Origin of the sequence: Actinomadura rifamycini DSM 43936 (assembly GCF_000425065.1) — a bacterium.
Lineage (GTDB): Bacteria > Actinomycetota > Actinomycetes > Streptosporangiales > Streptosporangiaceae > Spirillospora > Spirillospora rifamycini.
Genome location: NZ_AULB01000048.1, coordinates 1 through 22,925, shown reverse-complemented (window position 1 = coordinate 22,925; position 22,925 = coordinate 1). Strand labels below are relative to the sequence as shown.

Sequence of the window (22,925 nt, the reverse complement as noted above, 5' to 3'; positions counted from 1 at the left end):
GGGTAAGGGCGGACGCGACTTCCGAGGCATCATGGACACCATGACCACCGATGTGCGGACCATCGCCTGGACGGGCGACGCCCTCCGGCTGCTGGACCAGACCGTCCTGCCCGCCCGCGTCGAGCACCTCGAGGTGCGGGACGTCGACGCGCTCGTGGACGCGATCCGGCGGCTCGTCGTGCGCGGCGCGCCCGCGCTGGGCGTCGCGGGCGCGTTCGGCGTCGCGATCGCCGTCCGGCAGGCGGAACGGGAGGGCTGGGACGACGCCGCCCGCGACGCCGCGATAGCCCGCGTCCGGGAGGCCCGCCCCACGGCGGTGAACCTCGCGGCGGGCGTCGACCGGGTCCTGCCCCGCGTCCCGGAGGGCGCCGCCGCGGTCGCCGCCGAGGCCCAGGCCGTCCTGGACGAGGACGTCCGCGCCAACCGGGCGATCGGCGTGCACGGCGCCGACTGGCTCGAGTCCCGCTGCCCCCGCCGGCCGCTGCGCCTCCTGACGCACTGCAACGCGGGCGCGCTCGCGACCGCCGGATGGGGGACGGCCCTCGGCGTCGTCCGCGAGCTGCACGTGCGGGACCGGGTCGAGATGGTGTACGCGGACGAGACGCGCCCGCTGCTGCAGGGCTCGCGGCTCACCGCCTGGGAGCTGCGGGAAGCGGGCATCCCGTGCACGGTGCAGGTCGACGCCGCCGCGGCGGGCACGATCATGCGGGGCCTGGTGGACGCGGCGGTCATCGGCGCCGACCGGATCGCCGCCAACGGCGACACCGCGAACAAGGTCGGCTCGCTCGGGGTGGCGCTCGCCTGCGCGGCGGCCGGGATCCCGCTGCTGGTCGCGGCGCCGTGGAGCACGGTCGACCGCGCGACGCCCGCCGGGGACGCCGTCCCCATCGAGGAGCGCCCCGCCGAGGAGGTCCTGGCCTGGGGCGGGACGCCCGCCGCACCGGACGGCGTCCAGGCGTTCAACCCCGCGTTCGACGTGACCCCCGCCCGCCTCGTCACCGCGCTCGCGACGGAGACGGGCGTGCTCGAGGTGGCGGCGGGCGTCACGCCGGCGAGCCGTCCACAGGTGCGGGAAGGGGCGGCGGACCGTCCGGCCCGCCTGTGATCATGTCGGACGTGACCACACCGACTCCGCCCCGGGCGGTCCTGGAGGCCGTCCTCGAGCGCATCACCTACGCCAACGAGGAGACCGGCTACACCGTCGCGCGCGTCGCCGCCGAGCGCGCCGGCGACGACCTGCTGACGGTCGTCGGGGCGCTGCTGGGCGCCCAGGTCGGCGAGAGCCTGCGGCTGACGGGGCGGTGGCGCTCGCACCCGAAGTACGGGCGGCAGTTCGAGGTCGAGTCGTACACGACGGTGCTGCCCGCGACCGTCCAGGGCATCCGCCGCTACCTCGGCTCCGGGATGATCAAGGGCATCGGGCCGGTGATGGCCGACCGGATGGTGGCGCACTTCGGCACCGACATCCTGCGGGTCATCGAGGAGGAGCCGGAACGGCTCGTCGAGGTCCCCGGCCTCGGCCCGAAGCGCACGAAGCGGATCGGCGACGCGTGGGAGGAGCAGAAGGCCATCAAGGAGGTCATGGTCTTCCTGCAGGGCGTCGGCGTCTCCACCTCCCTGGCCGTCCGCGTCTACAAGCAGTACGGCGACGCGTCCATCGACACGGTCCGCCGGGACCCCTACCGGCTCGCCGCGGACGTCTGGGGCATCGGCTTCCGCACCGCCGACACGATCGCGCGGGCGATCGGCGTCCCGCACGACAGCCCGGAGCGCATCAAGGCGGGGCTCCAGTACACGCTGTCGGAGGCCGCCGACGACGGGCACTGCTTCCTGCCGGAGCCGAACCTCGTCACCGACGCCCAGAAGATCCTCGAGGTGCCCCGCGAGCTGGTCGTCCCGGCGCTGGACGAGCTGGCCGCGGCCGAGGGCGTCGTGCGGGAGCCGATCCCGGGGGACGCCGCGACGATCCCCGCCGTGTACCTCGTCCCGTTCCACCGCGCCGAACGCTCGCTCGCCCGCGGCCTCCGCGCGCTCCTCGACGCGGAGGAGGACCGGCTCGCCGCGTTCGCCGGCGTCGACTGGGGCAGGGCGCTGCCCTGGCTGCGCGCGCGCACCGGCACCGACCTCGCCGCCGAGCAGGAGGAGGCGGTCAAGCTCGCCCTCACCTCCAAGGTCGCGGTCCTCACCGGCGGGCCGGGGTGCGGCAAGAGCTTCACCGTCCGCTCCGTCGTCGAACTCGCCGCCGCGAAGCACGCCAAGATCGTCCTCGTGGCGCCCACCGGCCGGGCCGCCAAGCGCCTCGCCGAGCTGACCGGGCACGAGGCGTCGACCGTCCACCGGCTCCTCCAGCTCCAGCCCGGCGGCGACGCCGCCTTCGACCAGGACAACCCGCTGGACGCCGACCTGGTCGTCGTCGACGAGTCCTCGATGGTCGACCTGATCCTGGCGAACAAGCTGGTCAAGGCGATTCCCCGCGGCGCCCACCTGCTGCTGGTCGGGGACGTCGACCAGCTCCCGTCCGTCGGCGCCGGGGAAGTGCTCGCCGACCTCCTCGGCTCCGCGACGATCCCGCGCGTCCGACTGACGAAGATCTTCCGGCAGGCGCAGCGGTCGGGCATCGTCGTCAACGCGCACCGCGTCAACTCCGGCGAGCACCCGCACACCCGCGACTACGCCGACTTCTTCCTGTTCCCCTGCGAGGAGCAGGAGGAGGCCGCCGAGCTGACCGTGGACGTCGTCGCCAACCGCATCCCCCGCAAGTTCGGCCTCGACCCCCGCCGCGACGTGCAGGTCCTCGCGCCCGTGCACCGCGGCGCCGCCGGCGCGGGCGCGTTGAACGCCCTCCTCCAGGAGGCGCTCACCCCGCACCGCGAGTCGGCCCCGGAGCGCCGCTACGGCGGCCGCGTGTTCCGCGTCGGCGACAAGGTCACGCAGCTCCGCAACAACTACGACAAGGGCGAGGCCGGGGTGTTCAACGGCACGGTCGGCGTCGTCACGAAGGTCTCCCTCGAGGACCAGTCGCTCACCGTCCGCACCGACGAGGACGAGACCATCGACTACGCGTTCGACGAACTCGACGAGCTCGCCCACGCCTACGCGATCACGATCCACCGCTCGCAGGGCAGCGAGTACCCCGCCGTGGTCGTCCCGCTCACCACCGGGGCGTGGACGATGCTGCGCCGCAACCTGCTCTACACGGGCATCACCCGCGCGAAGAAGCTCGTCGTCCTCGTCGGCTCGCGCCGCGCCCTCGCCGCGGCCGTCCGCACCCCCGGCGCGGGCCGCCGCCACACGGGCCTGCGCCACCGGCTGGATCAGCGGTAGCGCGCGGAAGACCGAGGGGGCGGCCCGGCCGGGCCGCCCCCTCGGTCTTTCGGCGCGTCAGATGATCTGCTCGGTCGGCAGGATGGTGATCTCGGTGAGGTTGACGTGCCTGGGGACCGCGCTCATGAACGCGACCGTCTCGGCGACGTCCTCGGAGGACAGGACGTCGATCTGGGCGATCAGGTCGGCCATGAGCTTGCTCGCCGCCGGGTCGGTGACGTGGTCGGGCAGCTCGGTGTCGACCATGCCCGGCTCGATCGTCGCCACCCGGATCTTCTTGCGGCCCAGCTCGGTGCGCAGCAGCCTGGTGAGCTGGGTGATGTAAGCCTTCGTCGCGGAGTAGACCTGGAAGCCTTCCAGGACCCGGACGGCCGCGATCGACGAGGTGGTGATCAGGTCGGCGCCGCGGCCGTCGGCCGCGGCCGACTCCAGGGCCGGCACGAACGCCTGGACGGTGTTCATGACGCCCTTGATGTTGAGGTCGATCTGGGCGTCCCAGTCCGCCGCGGCCAGGTCGGTGATGCCGGAGATGAGCTGCCTGCCGGCGTTGGCGAAGACGAGGTCGGCGCGGCCCAGTTCGTCGGCGACCCGGTCGGCCGCCGCGAGGACGGCGGCGCGGTCGGTGACGTCGGTCGGCAGGGCCAGGGCGGTTCCGCCGCCCGCGCGGAAGCGCGACCTTCGCGCCGAGTTCCGCGAAGCGGACGGCGGTCGCCTCGCCGATGCCGCTGGAGGCACCGGTCACCACGGCGACGCGTCCGGCGAGCGGGGTCCCGGAGACGACCTGGGCGGGGCGCTGGGTGCTCTTCGTGGTGTCCATGACGACAAGCCTGCAAGCCGTTCCGCCGGACCGGGGGGTGGCGATACGACCCCCCACCGCGACCAGGTGCCGCGCCGTGTCCGGCGGTAGCCTCGGGGGCATGCCACGCGCCGAGTTGGGCCAGTTCCTCATGACCCGCCGGGCCAAGGTGACGCCCGAGGACGTCGGGATGCCCGCGGCGGGGGAGCGCCGTGTCCCCGGCCTGCGCCGCGACGAGGTCGCCGCGCTCGCCGGGGTGAGCGTCGACTACTACCGCGGCCTGGAGCAGGGCAAGGAGACCCGCCCCTCGGCAGAGGTCCTCGCCGGCCTCTCCGCGGCGCTGCGGCTGACCGAGGCCGAGGAGCGGCACCTGTACGCGCTGGCCGGTGCGGCCCGCCGCCTCGGCGAGGAGGCGACGGTCCGGCCGGTGCCGGCCGAGCTGCTGGACCTGATGGACTCCTGGAGCGACTCCGGCGCGATCGTGCTGGATCCGGTGCTCGACGTCCTGGCGATGAACGCCGAGGCGCGGAAGCTGTTCGCCGGCTTCGAGGAGACCGCGAACCTGCTGGAGATGGTCCTGCTGGACCCCGAGGGCCGCCGGTTCTTCGTCGAGTGGGAGGCCGCCGCCGAGGCGACCGTGGCGAACCTGCGCGCCAGCGCCGACTTCGCCGCCGCTCCCGCCCGGCTCCGCGAACTGCTCGACCGGCTCGAGGCCGAGAGCCCCGAGTTCCCCGGCCTGTGGGCGCGCCACGACGTGCAGCCCAAGACCCACGAGACCAAGGTGCTGCGCCACCCCGACCGGGGCCTGCTGACCATCGGCTTCCACGCCTTCAACGTCGCCAGCGTGCCCGGGTACCAGCTCCTGGTCTACCGGGAGCACCCCGGCGGCGACTGAGCGCCGCAGCGCACGCGGGCCACGGCGGCGGGCCGCACCGGCCTGCGGGGCCGGCGCGTCGAGCCGCACGGGCAGGTCCCTCAGCGGCCGAGCAGCCGGCGCAGCCAGCGGAGCCGGGCGGCGCGGGCGTCCCGGGAGACCGCGGCCTGCGGGGCCATCATGTCGAACCCGTGGAAGCCGCCGGCCCACACGTGGAGTTCGGCGCGGCCGCCCGCCTGCCAGATCCGGGTGGCGTACGCGACGTCCTCGTCGCGGAACGTCTCGGCGGAGCCCACGTCGATGAACGCGGGCGGGAGCCCCGACAGGTCGGCGGCGCGGGCGGGCGCGGCGTACGGGGAGACCACGTCGGTGCCGCGCGCGTCGCCGAGCAGCGCGGTCCAGCCCGCCAGGTTGGACGCGCGGTCCCAGACGCCGAGCCCGGCCATCTGGACGGCCGACGGTGTGTCGTTGCGGTCGTCGAGCATGGGGCACATGAGGAGCTGGCCGAGCAGGGCGGGGCCGCCGCGGTCGCGGGCCATGAGGGCGAGGGCGGCGGCGAGCCCGCCGCCGGCGCTGGCGCCGCCGACGATGACGCGCGCCGGGTCGGCGCCGAGCTCGGCGGCGTGCCCGACCGTCCACAGGAGCCCGGCGTAGCAGTCCTCGACGGGGCCGGGGTGCGGGGCGCCCGGCGCGAGCCGGTACTCGACCGACACCACGGCGGCCCCGACGTCCGCGGCGAGGTCCAGCATCTCGGGCAGGCCCATCCGGTTGTCGCCCGTGACCATGCCGCCGCCGTGCGTGTGGTAAAGCACGGGCACCGGCTCCGGCGCCGGCGCCGGACGGCAGATCAGCAGGCCGATGTCCGGTGCGCCCGCGGGGCCGGGGACCGGGCGCTCCTCGACGGTGAACGCGCCGTCGCGGGCGAGGGACGCGTCCGTGGGCGGCTCCATGAACGACGGGCGGTCGGCCGCCGCCGCGAGGGCGGCGGGGTCGGCGAGGGCGTCCGGGGCGAAGAACTCGTTGACGACCCGCAGGACGGGGACGAGTTCGGGATCGAACGGCGGGGGAGGCCCGACGGGGCGGTCGGTGGTCATCGTCGACTCCAGATGAGGGGGACCGGTGCACCGTCATCGGCGGCCCTGGGGCGTGCGTTGCGGCCGCCGGACAGCGGCGCGCCCCGCGGCCGGCCCGGAAGCGGCGTCCGGGCCGGCCGCGGCGCGCCGTCAGGGCGCCCAGCTGTAGAGCATGCGCTGCCCGGGGCCGGACCCCTCCGAGTCGCTGCCCGGGTGCTCGGCGACCGTCCACATCTCGCCGAGCGTCGGGGCGGTGGGAGTGCCGCCGGGCCAGTGGGACAGGTCCTCGGGGCCCTTGCTGATCGGCTTCTGGCTCGCGATGCTCAGGGTGCCGGTCGCCGAGGTGATCGGCTGGGTGGTGTAGAAGGTGCCGTTACTGTCGGCGCCGCGGCTGCGCGTCAGGTACCACCGGTCGTTGAACCGCGTGGCGCCCTGGATGTTGCTGGCCGGCAGGTTGTAGGCGGCGTTCGCGTTCCACCGGTAGCCGGTGTCCATCATGAGTTCGCCCGCGGCGTCGAACGCGCCCGCCATCGGCCAGGCGGCGACCCGCCCGTCGGCTTCGGTCTTGGCGCCGTCGCAGTACTCGCCCGCGAGCAGGTGGTCGACGCCGCTGCGGTCGAGCGACACGTAGGAGAAGTTCGGTGACCCGTCGTCCCCGCTGCACTTCTCGCCGGTGGCCGCGGTGCGGGTCCACGAGCCGACCTGCGGCATGATGTACCGGTACGAGTGCGCGTGGTAGGTGTCGCCGATCAGGCCGATCTTCGTCTCGTCCGCGGTCGTCCCGTTCTCGGAGGCGCCCAGGTCGTAGATGCGGCGCATGTCGAAGACGCGGAAGCCGCGCGCGGTGTCGGCCACGAACAGGTGGTCGCCGTACCAGAGGATCCCGCCGGCGTGCAGGGCCGTGTCGTATTCGGGCTTTTTGCTCGAATCCTGTGAGACGCGGACGGTCTCGTAGTCGATGGTGTCGCCTGCCCGCTTCGGGTAGACGAGCAGCACGTGGCGGTACGCGCCCGTGGTGCGGTCGACGAAGCTGATGCGGGCGCCCCGCTGGCCGCCGGTGAGGTCGTTGTGGTCGTACCAGCTGACGATGAGCTGCTGGGGGCTGTCGCCCCACCGCTGGTCGCTCTGCATGTCGGCGACGGTCGTGACGCCCTGCGGGTACCACTCGGTCGTCTCGTTGTCGCCCTCGTTGAAGCAGATGCTGCGGCGGATCGACACGCCGGACTCCACCGCGTCGGAATTGCACGCGCCGCCGGTCGTCACGGCGGGGCCGTCCGCCGGGTCCCGCCGCCGGTTCAGGTCGCCCATGATCTGGGTGACGGTCGCCTTGACCATGGGGATGTCGTCGGCGCGTTCGAGCAGGTCGGTGCCGTAGGCGTTGGGGCGCATCTCGAAGTTGGTCAGGGCCAGCGGGTCCGCGGACGCCGGGGCCGCGAGGGCGGTCAGGAGCCCGGCGGCCAGTGCGGTGGTGGATGCGGCTGCCAGGAGCCGGTGACGCCATCGGTGCACGCGTTTCCTCCTCGGACCCCCGCGAGGGGCCGGGGGAGCCGGTGGGGCGGCCTCGCGAGGACGTGATCAAGGTGTCATAGAGACAGAAATGGCGCTATATCCGGTCATGACGTGCGGCCGCCGCCCGCCCGGCCGGGGGCGCGGCGGCGGAGTGATCGTTCCTACTCAGCGAGCGCGGGCAAGCGGCCGGAGCGGACCGCCGGGGGACCGCGCCCCTCCCAGATGGCCGGTAGCGGACGTATGGCGACATAACGGTCAGTCTGGATTGTGTGGCAGGGTGCGACCGCAGCGTCACGTATTGCCGATGGCGTACGCCGCCCCGCGCCCCGCGCCCCGCGCCCCGCGGCGTGCGGCGCGCGAACGGGCTCCGGCGGTGCCCACGCGTCCGGCGTGGCGTGCGTGTCCGGCGGGGCCTACGTGCCCGGGGGGCGGCGGCGGGGGCGGAGCTCCTCGTCGGTCTCCCGCGCGTGCTCCTCCGCCGCGGACGCCGCGGACCCGGCCGCCCGGCGCAGCTGCGACCCCGCCTGCCGGACGACCTTCGCGGGGCGCTCGGGCAGGTGGCGGGCCGTCCCGCGGTGCCGCCGCCACTGCTCGCGGGCGCGGGCCCGGTGCTCGACGCGGAGCTGCTCGACGAGGCGGTCGACGTCCATCGAGATCTCCCCGTAGAGCGGCCACAGGTCCCCGGCGGCGGCCCGCTCGTGCAGTTCCCGCGCGAGCCGGGCGCGCCGCTCGCGGGCGATGTCCACCCGCACCTCGAGGTCCTGCTCGGCCTTGAACGGGCGGGCGCGGCGGTCCAGGTCGGAGCGCGCGAGGCGCCCGTAGGCGGCGATGCCGTCGGCGACGCCCGCCAACGCGTCGGCGAGCCGCGGCCGCAGCACCGGGTCGGTGAGCAGCCGCCCGTGCCGGCCGAGCCGCTCGTCGTCGACCAGCGAGCGGGTGAGGCCGCGCAGCGTGAGCGTGAAGTGCTCCATGGTCTCCATGGCGTTGCGCAGCGCGACGCCCGCGTCGACCAGCCGCCAGGCGCGCGGGTTGAGCTTGATGCTCTGCTCGGCGGCGCCGAGCGCCTGGTCGGTGCGGGCGAGGTCGCGGGCGAGGTGCTCGGTCTCCTGCTGCCAGCGGACGGCCTCGCCGGGGCTGCGCTCGCCGCGCAGCCCCTCGGCGATGTGCGAGATCAGCTCCCGCAGCCGCTCGGAGATGTCGGCCACCGCCTCCTCGGCGGGCCGCACCACCACCGACGGGACGAGGAACGTGGCGACGAGCCCGGTGGCGGCGCCGACGATCGTCTCCATGAACCGGTCGAAGGCCCCGGACTCGCTGGCCGCGCCCAGCGCGAAGATCAGCATGGCGCTGATCGCCGCCTCCAGGACGTGCTCGCGCAGCCGCAGCACGTGCCCGATCGTCAGCGCGGCCAGGATCGCGAGCCCGAGCGTCCACCAGGTGAACCCGATCGTCTCGGAGAACATCACCGCGACCAGCACCCCGGAGGTGACCGCGGAAACCCGCAGGATTCCGGCGCGGATCGTGTCGTACACCGAGTACTGGACGACCAGCAGCGCGGTCAGCGGCGACAGCAGCGGCGGCGGCCCGCCCGCGGGCAGCAGGTACAGCGCCAGCAGGTACGCCACCGTGGCGGTGATCGACAGCCGGGCGATGCGGTAGACGGTGGACTGCACCTCGGTCGCGACGCTGAACGGCGTGCGTCCGGCGCGGTCCGGCCTGCGGAGGAACGGGATGGGCATCGGTGGAACCGGGATCGGTCGGGTACGTGGCCGTACGGGCTCCGCCCGGAGCGAGGACGCGCGGAGGCCGTACAGACCCCGTGTGCCCACCGGTGCCGCGTTCACTCCCTTCACCTGCTCCTCCGGAGGATGCCCCGGCCTGCAGACCGGGGCGGAATCCGGACTCCGTTGGAGCGAGTTCCGCCGCATGCTCCGATTCGGCTTCAGCTTCAGGGAGTGGAGGAAGTCGATGCCGTCAGTGGCGCCAGCGGGTGGCGGCCGCGACCTCCTCGGGCGTGGCGTGCGCGAGCAGCTCGGCCTCCCCGCGGCGGACGGCCGCGACCGTGTCGACGACGGCCTCGCCGAGCGCGTCCCGCAGCACGGCGTCCTGCTCGAACGCCGCGACGGCCGCGTCGAGCGACGCCGGCAGCGGCGCGATCCCGCGGGCCGCGCGCTCGTCGTCGGTGAGGGCCGCCGGGTCGACGCCGACCGGTTCGGGCAGCGTGAGCCCCGCCGCGAGCCCGTCCCGTCCGGCGGCGAGCAGCGCGGCGAGCGCCAGGTACGGGTTGGCGGCCGGGTCGAAGCACTTGACCTCGAGGTTCGCGGCCTCGTCCCGCTCGCCCTGCACGCCGCTGACGAACCGGAGGGCGGCCTCCCGGTTCTCCGGCCCCCAGCACGCGAACGCGCCGGCCCAGTGGGACGGGACGAGCCGCAGGTAGCTCGCGACCGCCGGCGCCCCGATCGCGAGCAGGGCGGGCAGCCGCCGCAGGATCCCGGCGGCGAACGCCTCCCCGTGGGCGCTCATCCCGCACGGGCCCGCGCCGCCCGCCATCGCGTTCGCCGGGCCGTCCACGGGGTTGCGCCGCCACAGGCTGAGGTGGACGTGCCCGCCGTTGCCGACCGCGTCCGCCTCGACCTTCGGGGAGAATGACGCCCGCATCCCGTGCCGCAGCGTCACCGCCCGGATCGTCTCCCGCACGAGGACAGCCGTGTCGGCGGCGGCGACGGGGTCCTCGTGCTCGACCGAGACCTCGAACTGGCCGGCCGCGTACTCGGGGTGCAGCTGCAGGACGGTCACGCCGCTGGCCGCGAGGTCCGCCAGCAGTTCCCGCAGGTAGCCGGACAGCTCGGCGATCCGCGTCATCCCGTAGGCGGGGCCGCGCGCCGCCGGGACGAACGCGTCGCCGTCCCCGGCCGACACCGCCCACTCGACCTCGAACGCGGCCTTCGCCTCCCAGCCGGCCTCGCCGAGCCGCACCACCTCCCGGTACATCAGGGCGCGGGCGTCCAGGGGGTGCACGGTCCCGTCCTGCGCGAACCGGACGGCCGGGGCCTGCGCCCAGCCGGGCAGCGCGGCCATCGGCACGACCCGGTCCAGGACGGGGTGCAGCCGCAGGTCGCCGACGGGCCCGCCGATGTGCCGCCCCGAGACGATCGAGTCGTCCAGCAGGTACACGTCGAACACCGGGGACATCCCGACGCCCCACGCGGCGGCGTGCTCGAGCCGGTCCACCGGGACGGTCTTGGTGCGTGTGATCCCGCTGACGTCCACCCAGGTCAGCGCGACGGCGACGACGTCCTGGCCGGCCAGCCGACGGGCGGTCTCGGCGGCCCGGGCGCCCATCTGGGCGCGGTCGTTGCCGCCGAGGGTCGCTGGGATCTGTTCCACGTTCGATCTCCGGTTCTTCGCAGGGGTAGTCCGCGCCCGGGACGTTGGAGCGTTCCCGGTCACCAGGGCATCGTAGGAACATCTTCCCGCCGTTTCCGGGAAGGGCCTCCCTTCGGGACATGTCGCGGGGAGGAAGCCGGCCGTGCTGGAGTACCTGGAGTCGCTGCCGCTCGTCGACCACCACTGCCACGGGGTGTTCGAGGCGGACACGGACCGCGCCGCGTTCGAGGCGGCGCTGACCGAGGCGGACGCGCCGGGCCCGCCGGGCGCGTCCCTGTTCGACTCGCAGATCGGCTTCGCGCTGCGCCGCTGGTGCCCGCCCGTCCTCGACCTGGACGCGCACGCGGAGCCGGGCGACTACCTGGAGCGGCGCGCGGACCTCGGCGCCGCCGAGGTGAACCGGCGGTTCCTCGCGGCGGCCGGCCTGCGCGCCCTGTGCGTGGACACCGGGCACGCCCCGCGGCCGGTCCTCGGCCCGGCCGCGCTGGGGGAGGCGGCGGGGGCGGACGCCCGCGAGGTGCTGCGGCTGGAGACGGTCGCGGAGGAGGTCGCGGCCGAGGGGGTGTCCGCGTCCGGGTTCGCCGCCGAGGTCCGCGCCCGGATCGAGGCGCGCGCCCCGTCGGTGGTCGCGGCCAAGTCCGTCGCCGCGTACCGGGCGGGGCTGGAGATGCCGGGGCGCCGGCCGTCCGAGGCGGAGGTCGCGGCGGCCGCCGGACGGCTCATGCGGCACCTTCAGCCGCGCGCCTCCGAGGAGCCGCTGCACCGCTTCCTGGTGTGGTGCGCCGTGGACGCGGGCCTGCCCGTCCAGTTCCACGTCGGGTACGGCGACCTGGACGCCGACCTGCGGCGCGGCGACCCGCTGCTGCTGGTCGACCTGCTGCGGGCGATGAACGACGCGGGCGTCCCGGCGATGCTCCTGCACAACTACCCGTACCACCGCAACGCGGGCTACCTGGCGCAGGTCCTGCCGAACGTGTACGTGGACGCCGGACTCGCCATGAACAACCTCGGGCACCGCGCGCACGTCCTGCTGGGCGAGCTGCTGGAGCTGGCGCCGTTCGGGAAGGTGCTGTACTCGTCCGACGCGTACGGCCTCGCCGAGCTGTACCACCTCGGCGCGCTCCTGTTCAGGCGGGCGCTCGCCGGGCACCTCGCCGGGGGAGTGGACGACGGCGCCTGGACGGCGGGGGACGCGCGGCGGGTCGCGGAGATGGCCGCCCGCGGCAACGCCGAGCGCGTCTACGGGCTCTGACGGCCGGTAGCCTCGAAAACGATCATCGGTGACGGGAGGACGACCATGGCCGGACGCGAACGCCTGCTGGTGATCGGCGGGGACGCCGCGGGGCTGAGCGCCGCGTCGCAGGCCCGCCGCCGCCGCGACGCCGCCGACCTGGAGATCGTCGCGTTCGAGCGCGGCCGCCACGCGTCCTACTCGGCCTGCGGCATCCCGTACTACGTGGGCGGCGTCGTGGACGGCGCCGACCGGCTGATCGCCCGGACGCCCGCGGAGTTCGCCGCCCGCGACATCGACCTGCGGCTCCGCACCGAGGCCGTCGAGATCGACACGGCGGGCGGGCGGGTGCGGGTGCGCGACGCCGCGTCCGGCGCGGAGGCGTGGGAGCCCTACGACCACCTGATGGTCGCGACGGGCGCGGTCCCGGTGCGGCCGCCGCTGCCCGGCGCGGACGCGCACGGCGTGCACGGCGTGCAGACGCTCGACGACGGCATCGCGATCCACCGCGCGCTGGAGGCGGACTCGCCGCGCCGCGCGGTCGTCGTGGGCGGCGGCTACATCGGCCTGGAGATGGCGGAGGCGATGGTGATGCGCGGGCTGCACGTCGCGCTCGTCGACGCCGCCGAGCAGCCGATGACCACCCTCGACCCCGACATGGGGGCGCTCGTCGCGGACGCGATGCGCGGCCTCGGCATCGACCTCTACCTCGGCGAACCGGTCGCGGGCTTCGACACCGACGCGTCCGGCCGGGTCACGGCCGTCCGCACGGAGGCGCGGACGCTGCCCGCCGACATCGTCGTCCTCGGGCTGGGCGTCCGGCCGGGCGGCGAACTGGCCCGCGACGCGGGGATCGAGGTGGGCGCGACCGGCGGGGTCGTCACCGACCGCCGCATGCGGACCCGCACCGAGCGCGTCTGGGCGGCGGGCGACTGCGTGGAGTCCCGCCACCTGGTGTCGGGCGAGGCCGTCGCGATCCCGCTCGGCACCCACGCCAACAAGCAGGGCCGCGTCGCCGGGATCAACCTCGGCGGCGGCTACGCGACGTTCCCGGGCGTGCTCGGCACCGCGATCTCCAAGATCTGCCGCGTGGAGGTGGCGCGCACCGGCCTGAACGAGCGGGAGGCGGCCGACGCCGGCTTCGCGGCGCTCAGCGTCGCGGTCGAGTCCACGACCCGCGCCGGGTACCACCCGGACGCCACCTCGATGACCACCAAGCTGGTCGTCGAGCGCCGCTCGGGGCGGCTGCTCGGCGCGCAGATCGTCGGCGAGGAGGGCGCGGCGAAGCGGGTGGACGGCCTCGCGGTGATGCTGTGGAACCGGATGACGGTCGAGGAGATGACGGGCCTCGACCTCGCCTACGCGCCGCCGTTCTCGCCCGTCTGGGACCCGGTGCTGATCGCCGCCCGCAAGGCCGCCGAACGCGTCGAGCGGGACATGCACACCCTGGATTGAGCCGTTCCGGACGGCTTTGTCGGTGATCTCCCGTACGGTACGTCACCATGATCGAGACGACGGGCCCCGACGAGAACACGCTGGTCATGCCGGACGGCTGGGCGCGTGCCCGGCATCCCCGCCGCGACCGGCCCGGGGTCCCGGCGCCGCCCGCGCCCGACCGGTCCGCCGCCGAGCGCGTCCGCGGCCTCGTCGCCGCCGTGCGCGACGACATCGACCACGTCCTCGGGCTCCCGGACACCGCGCCCGACATCGCCGACGCGGCCCGCGCCCACCTGGGCGGCGAGGCCAACGCGCTCGGCGCGGCCGCGGTCGCGTACGTCACCGCGCCGCTGAACCACATGTCGCAGCGGTCCGATCCGCCGCCCGACCGCCTGTTCCTCGACGCGCTGGTGGCCGAGCACGGCGTCGCGTTCGCCGCCCGCGCCTACACGGAGTGGGCCGGAATCCATGCCGACAACCCCGCGTGCGCCAACCGCACGGGTTTCCCGACGACCTACGGGGGTCGCCGCGACGCGCTCCTGGCGATGACGGTCCGCCACCACGGCCCCGACGACCTGCTCTACGACTGGTGGCTCACCCGGGGGAGCGCCCGGTCGCTGCGCACCCTGCTCGCCGCCGCCCCGGACGACGTCTACGCCGAGGCCGTCGACGGCATCGCGGGCGCCCGCCGTCACCCGCTGCAGAAGCTCGTCGCCGCCTACCTGGCGCCGACCCGCGACGACTGGGTCGAGGACCTGTGGGCGCGCCCCGGCGAGAGCCGGTTCGGTTGGGCGGGCTGGCTGGCGCTCTGCGCGCTCGGCCGCCCGCACCAGCCCGCCGCGCTCGGCCAACCACTGCACTACCACTGCGACCGCGAGGTCGTCGCGACGCTGCTCGACGGCGTCGGGGCCGAACCCGTCGTGCCGCTGCTGGTCGAGGCGCTGGACGGCCCGTACGTGAGCACCACCGACGCGGTCGCGCGGACGCTGGGGTTCCTCGCCGCGCTGCCCCGGGACGAGGCGTTCCAGGCGCTCGTCGACCGGATCGACGAGCCCAAGGTCGCCCCCGCCCTGATGGAGGCCGCCCGCCGCTTCCCGAACCGCGCGATGCGGCTGCTGCCGGGCTCCCCGTCCCCGCGGGCCGCGGAGCTGCTGTCCGTGCACGTCCGCGCGAACCCCGGTATCGCCGAGGACGTCGCGCCCGGCCTCCCGGACGGGGAGCGGGCGAAGGTCCGCGAGATCCTCGACGCGATCGCGCGGGTCCCGGCCGCCGCGGACCTGCCGCCGCTGCTGACCGAGCCGCCGTGGACCCGCCCCCGGCGCAAGAGCAGGCCGGTCGTCATCGAGGACCTGCCTCTGCCCGGCTCCCGCGCGGTCGCCTGGGGGCCGGGCGAGCGCGACGCCTGGGCGGGGCGGGGGACCGATCTCTGGAACTTGCGCGCGCAGGGGGAGGACTTCGACGACCTGGCCGCGAAGGTCGCGGCGGGAGAGGACCACTACTGGTACGAGGGGCCCCTCCTGTTCCTCAAGGGCCCCGAGGAGACGGCGCGACCGCTGCTGGAGGGCTGGAAACCGAGGAACCTCTGGGAAGGGAACGGGTGGCTGCCGATGCTGATCGCGCGCCACGGGGCGGCCGCGTGCGCCCCCGCCCTGGCCGCCGCCCGCAAGGACCCGGCGTCCTTCGGGCCGTACCTGCTGCCGCTGCTGTCCGACGGGATCGCGCGGACGATGGCGGACTGGCTCGTCCGCCTCAAGTCCGCGGGCAGGACCGCCCGCGCCTGGTTCCGCCGCCACGGGACGGCCGCCGCGCCCGCACTCGTCCCGGACGCGCTCGGCAAGGCGGGGCCCGCGCGCCGCGCGGCCGAGGCGGCCCTGCGGCTGATCGCCGACCGCACCGGCCCCGAGGAGATCGTCGCGGCGGCGCGCGTCCACGGCGACGCGGCGGCCGCGGCGGTCGAGGCGCTGCTGGCGGCCGACCCGCTGGACGACCTGCCGAAGAAGATCCCGGCCGTGGAGTGGGCGGACCCGCGCACGCTCCCGCAGATCCTGCTGCGGGACCGCACGCGCGCCCTTCCGGACGAGGCGGCCGGGCACGTCCTGACGATGCTGGCGATGTCGAAGGCGGACGACCCGTACGCGGGCGTCCGCGTCGTCCGCGACCTGTGCGACCCGGAGTCGCTCGCCGGGTTCGGCTGGGCGCTGTTCCGCCGGTGGCAGGAATCGGGAGCGCCGTCGAAGGAGGGCTGGGCGCTCACGCAGCTCGCGCTGACCGGCGGCGACGACACCGTCCGCCGCCTCACGCCCGTGATCCGGGCCTGGCCGGGCGACGGCGGCCACACCAAGGCCGTCACCGGCCTCGACGTCCTCGCCGCCATCGGCACCGAGACGGCGCTGATGCACCTCAACGGCATCGCGCAGCGGGTGAAGTTCAAGGGGCTGAAGACCCGGGCGCAGGAGAAGATCCAGGAGGTCGCGGCCGAACTCGGGCTCTCCGCCGACCAGCTCGCGGACCGCGTCGTCCCGGACTTCGGCCTGGACGCGTCGGGCACGCTGACGCTCGACTACGGTCCGCGCCGGTTCGTGATTGGGTTCGACGAGCTGCTGCGGCCCACGATCGCCGACGGGGACGGCAGGCTCCGCAAGTCGCTGCCGAAGCCGGGCGCCGCGGACGACCCCGAACTGGCACCGGCCGCGTACAAGCGGTTCGCGGCGCTGAAGAAGGACGTGCGCACGATCGCGACCGACCAGCTGGCGCGCTACGAGCGGGCGATGGTCACCGGCCGCCGCTGGTCGCTCCCCGACTTCCGCGACCACCTCGCCGGGCACCCCCTCGTCGGCCGCCTCGTGCGGCGTCTGGTGTGGCTGGCCGAGGACGGCGCCGACGGCGCCGCCGGGGGCGCGGTGGCGTTCCGCGTCGCCGAGGACGGCACGTTCGCGGACGCCGAGGACGACACCGTCCCCCTCGCCGACACCGCGCGCGTCCGCGTCGCGCACCCCGTCCACCTGGGCGGCGAGCTGAAGGCGTGGACGGACCTGTTCGCCGACTACGAGATCCTCCAGCCGTTCGAGCAGCTCCGGCGCCCCGTGCACGCCCTCTCCCCGGAGGAGCTCGACGGCGGCACGCTGCCCCGGTTCGAGGGGGCGGTGGCGCCGATCGGGGCGCTCCTCGCCCTCACGCGGCGCGGCTGGGAGCGCGGGGCGCCGATGGACGCGGGCATCGAGCACTACGTCTCCAAGCCGCTCCCCGAGGGCCGCCACCTCGTCCTCGGCATCACCCCCGGCATCACCGTCGGGATGGCCGACGACTTCGGGGACCAGACCCTCACCGACGTCCGGGTCGCCGCGGTGGCCGGCGAGTACCGGCCGGGCCAGGGCGGGGCCCTCCGCCTCGGCGACCTCGACCCGGTCACCGTCTCCGAGATGCTCGCCGAGCTGATCCGGCTGACCGGCGTGACGGACGGGACGCCCGCATGACCGACGAGGACACGCTGGTCATGCCGGACGCCTGGCGCGCGGCCGTCCATCCGCGGCGCGGCGGGCACGTCCCGGAGCCGCCCCCGCCGGACGGGGCCGTGGAGCGGGCGCGCGCCGTCCTGGACAGCGTCCGCGAGGGCGTCCGGCAGGTCGTCGACCATCCGGACACCGCCCCGGACATCGCCGCCGCGGCCCGCGCCCACCTGGGCGGCGAGCCGAACGCGCTCGGCGCGGCGGCGGTCGTGTTCGCCGCCGTCCACGCGGGCGACCGCGCCGACCTGTTCTTCCCGTCCTCCTCGGAGGACGAGTTCGACGACGAGTTCGAGGACGAGTTCGGGGAGGAGTCCGTCGAGGCGCTGCTCGCCGACGCGCTCGCGGCCGAGCACGGCGTCGCGTTCGCCGCGCACGCCTTCACCGAGATGGCGGACATCGTGCTCGCGGGTTCGGAGCGGGACGGCCTGTACGGCGCCGGGCACCGTCCCGCCGTGGCGATGTACCCGAGCGAGGGGTTCTCGCGGAAGGCCGCCCGGTCGCTGCGGTGGCGCCTCGCCGCGGCCCCCGACGACGTGTACGCCGACGCCGCCGAGCGGCTGGAGGGGGCCCGCCGGCACGACTGGCAGCGGATGGTCGCCGCCTACCTCGTGCCGACCCGCGAGGACTGGGTCGAGGACCTGTGCGCGAGCAGCCCGGACTTCCCGGAGCGCTTCTACCACACCGAGGAGTGGATGCTGTTCTGCTCGTTCGGCCGCCCGCGGCAGCTCGCGGCGATGGGGAGCCGGCCGGGGCGGCTCTTCGACGAACAGGTCTTCGCGACGCTGATCGACGTTCTCGGCCCGGCGGACACCGTGCCGCTGCTCGTCCAGGCGCTGGACAGCCGGTCGAGCGGCGCCCGCGTGCCGCTCGAGTTCCTCCCGCTGCTGCCCGTGGACGCCGCGTTCCAGGCGCTCGTGTCCCGGCTCGGCCGCCCCGGCGTCCGCGACCCGCTGCGGGACGCCGCCCGGCGCTTCCCCGAGCGGGCGGTGCGGCTGCTGTCGGCCGCGTCGTCGCGGCTCGCCGCGGACGTCCTGGCCGAGCACGTCCGCGCGCACCCGGCCGCCGCGGAGCGGGCCGCGGCGGACCTCCCGGCGGCGCGGCGGGCGGCGGTCCGGTCGATGCTCGCGCGCCGGCCGGCGCCCGCGGACCTGCCGCCGCTGCTGACCGCGCCGCCGTGGACCCGCGCCGCGACGGCCCGCCCGCCCGCCGTGCGGGGCCTGGCCGCGCCGGGCGCCCGCGGGGTCGCGTGGGCGCCCGGCGAGCGCGACGCCTGGCTGGCCGGGGTCCCGGAAAGCTGGCACCGCACGGACGTCCACTTCCCCGCGGTGGCCGCGAACTGGCCGCCCGGCGGCTATCCGGTGCGCGGCCCGGACGAGTTCCTGGCGGTGGGGCCCGAGGACCTGCTGCGGCCCCTCATGGAGGGCTGGGAGCCCGCGAACGTGTCGCGGGCCGCGACGTGGCTGCCGGCGCTCGTCGCGCGCCTCGAACTGGACGCGTGCGACCCCGCCCTGCACCTCGCCCGCCGCAACCCGGACGCCTTCGGGCGGTACGTGCTGCCGCTGCGCACCGACGGGATCGCGCGGACGATGGCGGACTGGCTCGTCCGCCTCAGGACCTCGGGGCGGACGGCCCGCGCCTGGTTCCGCCGGCACGGCGCCGCCGCCGCGCCGTCGCTCGTCCCGGACGCGCTCGGGGCGCCGGGCCCCGCCCGCCGCGCCGCCGAGCACGCCCTCCGGTTCGTCGCCGCGCACGACGGGCCCGAGGCGGTCGTCGAGGCGTCCCGCGCGCACGGGGACCGGGCGGCCGCCGCGGTCGGGGCGCTGCTGGCCGCCGACCCGCTGGACGACCTGCCGAAGAAGCTCCCGGACGTCGCGTGGGTCGACCTGGGCGTCCTCCCGCAGATCCTGCTGCGCGACCGGGAACACGCTCTGCCGGACGACGCGGCACGGCACGTCCTGACGGTGCTCGCGGTGTCCCGGCTCGACGACCCGTACGCGGGCGCGGCCGTCGTCCGCGAGATCTGCGACCCGGAATCGCTCGCCGAGTTCGGCTGGGCGCTGTTCCGCCACTGGGAGTTCGCCGGGGCGCCGTCCAAGGAGAACTGGGCGCTGACCCAGCTCGCGGTGACCGGCGACGACGAGACGGCCCGGCGGCTCGCCCCGGTGATCCGCGCGTGGCCGGGCGACGGCGGCCACGCGAAGGCCGTGCTCGGGCTGGACGTCCTCACCGCGATCGGCACCGAGACCGCGCTGGCGAACCTGTACTCGATCTCCCAGCGGGTGAAGTTCAAGGGGCTCCGAGCGCGCGCGCAGGACAGGATCGAGCAGCTCGCGGCCGACCTGGAGCTGACGGCCGACCAGCTCGCCGACCGGCTCGTCCCGGACTTCGGCCTGGACGCCTCGGGCACGCTGACGCTCGACTACGGCCCGCGCCGGTTCGTGATCGGGTTCGACGAGCTGCTGCGGCCCACGGTCGCCGACGAGGACGGCGAACCCCGCAAGTCCCTGCCCAAGCCGGGGACCGCGGACGACCCCGAACTCGCCGCCGCCGCCCGCAAGCGGTTCGCGGCGCTGAAGAAGGACGTGCGCGCCGTCGCCGCCGACCAGATCGGCCGGCTGGAAGCGGCGATGGTGTCCCGGCGGCGGTGGCGGGCCGCAGAGTTCCGCGAGCACCTCGCCGGGCACCCGCTCGTCGGGAACCTCGCCCGCCGCCTGGTCTGGCTCGCAGAGACCGGCGCCGACGACGGAGCCGAGGGCGGCGGCGCGGTCGCGTTCCGCGTCACCGAGGACGGCACGTTCGCGGACGCCGCCGACGAGGGCGTCGCCCTCCCCGACGGCGCCGCCGTCCGCGTCGCCCACCCCGTCGACCTGGCCGGCTCCCTGCCGGTCTGGAGGGCCCTGTTCGCCGACTACGAGATCCTGCAGCCGTTCGAGCAGCTCGCCCGCCCCGTCCACGCCCTCACCGCGGACGAGCGCGCGGGCGGCCGGCTGGCCCGGTTCGAGGGCCGCAGGGCGGAGGTCGCCGCCGTCCTCGGCCTGGCCCGGCGCGGCTGGGAGCGCGGCGCCCCGATGGAGGTCGGGTTCGAACGCTGGATCTCCCGCCCGCTGCCCGGCGGCCCGCACCTCGTGGTCACCCTCGACCCGGGCTTCCCCGTCGGCGGCCTCGACGAGCGGGAGGACCAGACCCTCGTCGACGTCCGGCTCGCCGGAGCCCCGTACGAGTACCCGAAGGGCAGCCCCGACCCGGACCTGCGCTTCGGCGACGTCGACCCCGTGACCGCCTCCGAGATCATCACCGACCTAGTCCACCTGACCCGGGAACCCCGATGACCGACGAGAACACCTTCACCATGCCGGACGGCTGGCTCCGCACGCTGCACCCGCGCCGCGACCGCCCGCCCGTCCCGCCGCCGCCCGCCCCCGACCGGGACGCCGCCGATCGCGTGCGGGCCCTCGTCGACGAGCGGCGCGACGAGATCGCCGAGGTTCTCGCGCTGCCCGGTACGGACGCGGCGGTCGCCGAGGCCGCCCGCGCCCACCTGAACGGCGACGCGGACCCGCGGGGCGCGGCGGCGGTCGCGCTCGTGGCCATCGCCTCGCACGCGCTGCACCGCGAGCGGGCGGACCGGCTGTTCGCCGACGCCTGGACGGCTGACCACGGCATCGCGTTCGCCGCGTGCGCGTTCGCGGAAATGTGCGGGCTCCGCGCCGAGTACAAGGTCGCGGGTCCGTCCAGGCGCCGCGCGGGGCGCGGTCGGCTGGACTGGACGGGCGTCCGGCTCCGGCGCCCCGCCGACGGGCAGCTCGAGTGGTGGATCCGGCGGGACGCCGTCCGGCGGCTGCGCGGCCGTCTCGCCGCCGCGCCCGACGACATGTACGCCGATGCGGTGGAGCGGCTCGCGGGCCACCGCGACCGCCGCCTCCCGCGGCTCATCGCCGCCTACCTGGCGCCGACCCGGCGGGACTGGGTCGAGGAGCTGTGCGCGGACCCCGGCCAGACCGGCGCCCGGCTCTCCCCGGAGCGGTGGATGCTGTTCTGCGCGCTGGGCGAGCCGCACCAGCCCGCCGCGCTCGGCCTGCCGCTCGACCACGGCGACCGCGACCCGGACGTCCTGGCGACCCTGGTGAACGGCGTCGGGGCCGAGCCGGTCGTGCCGCTCCTCGTCGACGCCGTCGACGACGTCGATGGCGATGCCGACCGGCTGCGCGTCCTCCTCGGGGTGCTCGCCGCGCTGCCGACCGACGACGCGTTCCGGGTGCTCGTCGAGCGGGCCGGCCGCCCGGGCGTCCCGTCCGCGCTGCTCGGCGCCGCCCGCCGGTTCCCGGCCCGGGCGATGCGGCTGCTGCCGGAGGGCGACGCCCCGCAGGCCGCCGAGCTGCTCGCGGGGCACGTCCGGTCCCGTCCGGACCTCGCCGAGGAGACCCTCCCGGCGCTGTCCGGCGCGGCGGCGGTGCGGGTCCGGGAGATCCTCGACGCGGACGCGCGCGTCCCGGTCGCCACCGATCTGCCGCCGCTGCTGACCGAGCCGCCGTGGACGCGGGCCGGTGCCACCGCGAAGCCCGTCGTCATCAAGGACCTCCCGTCGCCGGGTGTCCGCGCGGTGGCCTGGGAGCCGGACGAGCGCGAGGCATGGACGTCCCGGACGCCTTACCTGTGGAAGTGGTCCGACCGGCTCGACTTCGCGAAGCTGGCCGGGAAGTTCGACAGGATTCCCCCGCACCAGCAGGTCGTCGTCCTCGTGAAGGGCCCCGAGGACGTCGCCCGCCCGCTCCTCGCGGGCTGGGAGCCCCCGCCCGCGTGGGAGCCCGCCGACTGGATGCGGATACTGGTCGGACGGTTCGGAACGGACGCGCACGATCCCGCGCTGGCGCTCGCCCGGAACGACCCGGCGAACCTCGCCGGGGTCCTGCTGCCGCTGCTCAGCGACGAGATCGCGCGGACGATGGCGGACTGGCTCGTCCGGCTGAAGACCGCGAGCAGGACGGCCCGCGCCTGGTTCGCCCGGCACGGCGCCGCCGCCGCGCCCGCGCTCGTCCCGGACGCGCTCGGCAAGGCGGGGGCGGCGCGCCGCGCGGCCGAGCACGCGCTGCGCCTGATCGCGGACCGGGAGGGCGCGGAGCCGGTCGTCGCGGCGGCGCGCGTCCACGGGGACGCGGCGGCCGCCGCGCTCGGGGCGCTGCTCGCCGCCGACCCGCTGGACGACCTCCCGAAGAAGATCCCGTCCCCTGAGTGGGTCGATCCGCGCGTCCTGCCGCGGCTCCTGCTGCGCGGCCGGACGCACGCCCTGCCCGACGAGTCCGTCGCGCACGTCCTGACGATGCTGGCGATGTCGAAGCCGGACGAGGTGTACGCGGGTGTCCGCGTGGTGCGGGAGCTGTGCGACCCGGGGTCGCTGGCGGAGTTCGGGTGGGCGCTGTTCCGCTGGTGGGAGGCGTGCGGTTCGTCCTCGAAGGAGAACTGGGCGCTGACCCAGCTCGGCGTGACCGGCGACGACGGGACGGTGCGCAGCCTCGCTCCGGTCATCCGCGCGTGGCCGGGTGAGGGGGGCCACGCGAAGGCCGTCGCCGGTCTGGACGTCCTCGCCGCGATCGGCACCGACACGGCCCTCGTCCACCTGCACTCGATCGCGCAGCGGGTGAAGTTCAAGGGGCTGAAGGCGAAGGCGCAGGAGAAGATCGAGGAGGTCGCGGCCGGTCTGGGGCTGACCGGCGACCAGCTCGGCGACCGGCTCGTCCCCGACTTCGGTCTGGACGCCTCGGGCACTCTCACGCTCGACTACGGGGCGCGG

The 22,925-nt window shown here is 75.8% G+C and carries 11 protein-coding genes and 2 pseudogenes; 8 read left to right on the top strand and 5 right to left on the bottom strand.

The window, feature by feature from the left end; all coding sequences use genetic code 11:
* The first annotated feature begins 40 nt into the window (after positions 1-40).
* Both mtnA and recD2 read left to right on the top strand, forming a co-directional pair.
* The gene (gene mtnA, locus H505_RS0132265) at positions 41-1,105 is read left to right on the top strand and encodes an S-methyl-5-thioribose-1-phosphate isomerase (protein ID WP_026405256.1); all 1,065 of its coding nucleotides are present in this window, start codon (positions 41-43) and stop codon (positions 1,103-1,105) included.
* 11 nt (positions 1,106-1,116) lie between these two features.
* The gene (gene recD2, locus H505_RS0132260; RefSeq protein WP_425248276.1) at positions 1,117-3,324 is read left to right on the top strand and encodes an SF1B family DNA helicase RecD2; all 2,208 of its coding nucleotides are present in this window, start codon (positions 1,117-1,119) and stop codon (positions 3,322-3,324) included.
* 57 nt (positions 3,325-3,381) lie between these two features.
* Here the strand turns inward: recD2 and H505_RS45735 are convergent.
* Positions 3,382-4,141 (bottom strand): annotated as a pseudogene (locus tag H505_RS45735) (SDR family oxidoreductase).
* 100 nt (positions 4,142-4,241) lie between these two features.
* Here H505_RS45735 and H505_RS45730 point away from each other — a divergent pair.
* Positions 4,242-5,015: a helix-turn-helix domain-containing protein gene (locus tag H505_RS45730; RefSeq protein WP_034520945.1), complete on the top strand. Its 774-nt coding sequence runs from the start codon at positions 4,242-4,244 to the stop codon at positions 5,013-5,015.
* Positions 5,016-5,095: 80 nt separating this feature from the next.
* On the opposite strand, the gene H505_RS0132245 is transcribed toward H505_RS45730, so the two are convergent.
* The 4 genes from H505_RS0132245 to H505_RS0132230 all read right to left on the bottom strand — a co-directional run bounded on the left by H505_RS0132245 (position 5,096) and on the right by H505_RS0132230 (position 10,963).
* A complete protein-coding gene (locus tag H505_RS0132245) occupies positions 5,096-6,088 on the bottom strand; it encodes an alpha/beta hydrolase (RefSeq protein WP_026405254.1) in 993 nt (330 codons plus the stop codon).
* A 129-nt stretch (positions 6,089-6,217) separates the two neighbouring features.
* On the bottom strand, positions 6,218-7,576 hold the full coding sequence (locus H505_RS0132240; protein ID WP_051301423.1) for a hypothetical protein: 1,359 nt from the start codon (positions 7,574-7,576) through the stop codon (positions 6,218-6,220).
* Between the two features lie 413 nt (positions 7,577-7,989).
* Positions 7,990-9,315 carry an FUSC family protein gene (locus H505_RS45725; RefSeq protein WP_051301422.1) on the bottom strand — a complete coding sequence of 442 codons (1,326 nt, stop codon included), beginning with the start codon at positions 9,313-9,315 and terminating at the stop codon, positions 7,990-7,992.
* A 235-nt stretch (positions 9,316-9,550) separates the two neighbouring features.
* On the bottom strand, positions 9,551-10,963 hold the full coding sequence (locus H505_RS0132230; protein ID WP_211238607.1) for a type I glutamate--ammonia ligase: 1,413 nt from the start codon (positions 10,961-10,963) through the stop codon (positions 9,551-9,553).
* 142 nt (positions 10,964-11,105) lie between these two features.
* Here H505_RS0132230 and H505_RS0132225 point away from each other — a divergent pair, with 142 nt between their 5' ends.
* The 5 genes and pseudogenes from H505_RS0132225 to H505_RS45715 form a co-directional block, all read left to right on the top strand.
* Positions 11,106-12,215: an amidohydrolase family protein gene (locus H505_RS0132225; RefSeq protein ID WP_034520943.1), complete on the top strand. Its 1,110-nt coding sequence runs from the start codon at positions 11,106-11,108 to the stop codon at positions 12,213-12,215.
* Positions 12,216-12,260: 45 nt separating this feature from the next.
* Complete coding sequence (locus H505_RS0132220; RefSeq protein ID WP_026405250.1) at positions 12,261-13,649, top strand: FAD-dependent oxidoreductase; 1,389 nt, start codon at positions 12,261-12,263, stop codon at positions 13,647-13,649.
* Positions 13,650-13,696: 47 nt separating this feature from the next.
* Positions 13,697-17,104, top strand: a complete 3,408-nt coding sequence (locus tag H505_RS0132215; RefSeq protein WP_026405249.1) for a DUF4132 domain-containing protein — start codon at positions 13,697-13,699, stop codon at positions 17,102-17,104.
* Positions 17,101-20,466, top strand: coding sequence for a DUF4132 domain-containing protein (locus H505_RS45720; protein ID WP_051301421.1), 3,366 nt, complete (start codon positions 17,101-17,103; stop codon positions 20,464-20,466). Before H505_RS0132215 ends, H505_RS45720 begins: the two co-directional genes overlap by 4 nt.
* A pseudogene (locus H505_RS45715) lies at positions 20,463-22,925 on the top strand (hypothetical protein); the annotation flags it as partial. The gene H505_RS45720 and the pseudogene H505_RS45715, both read left to right, overlap by 4 nt.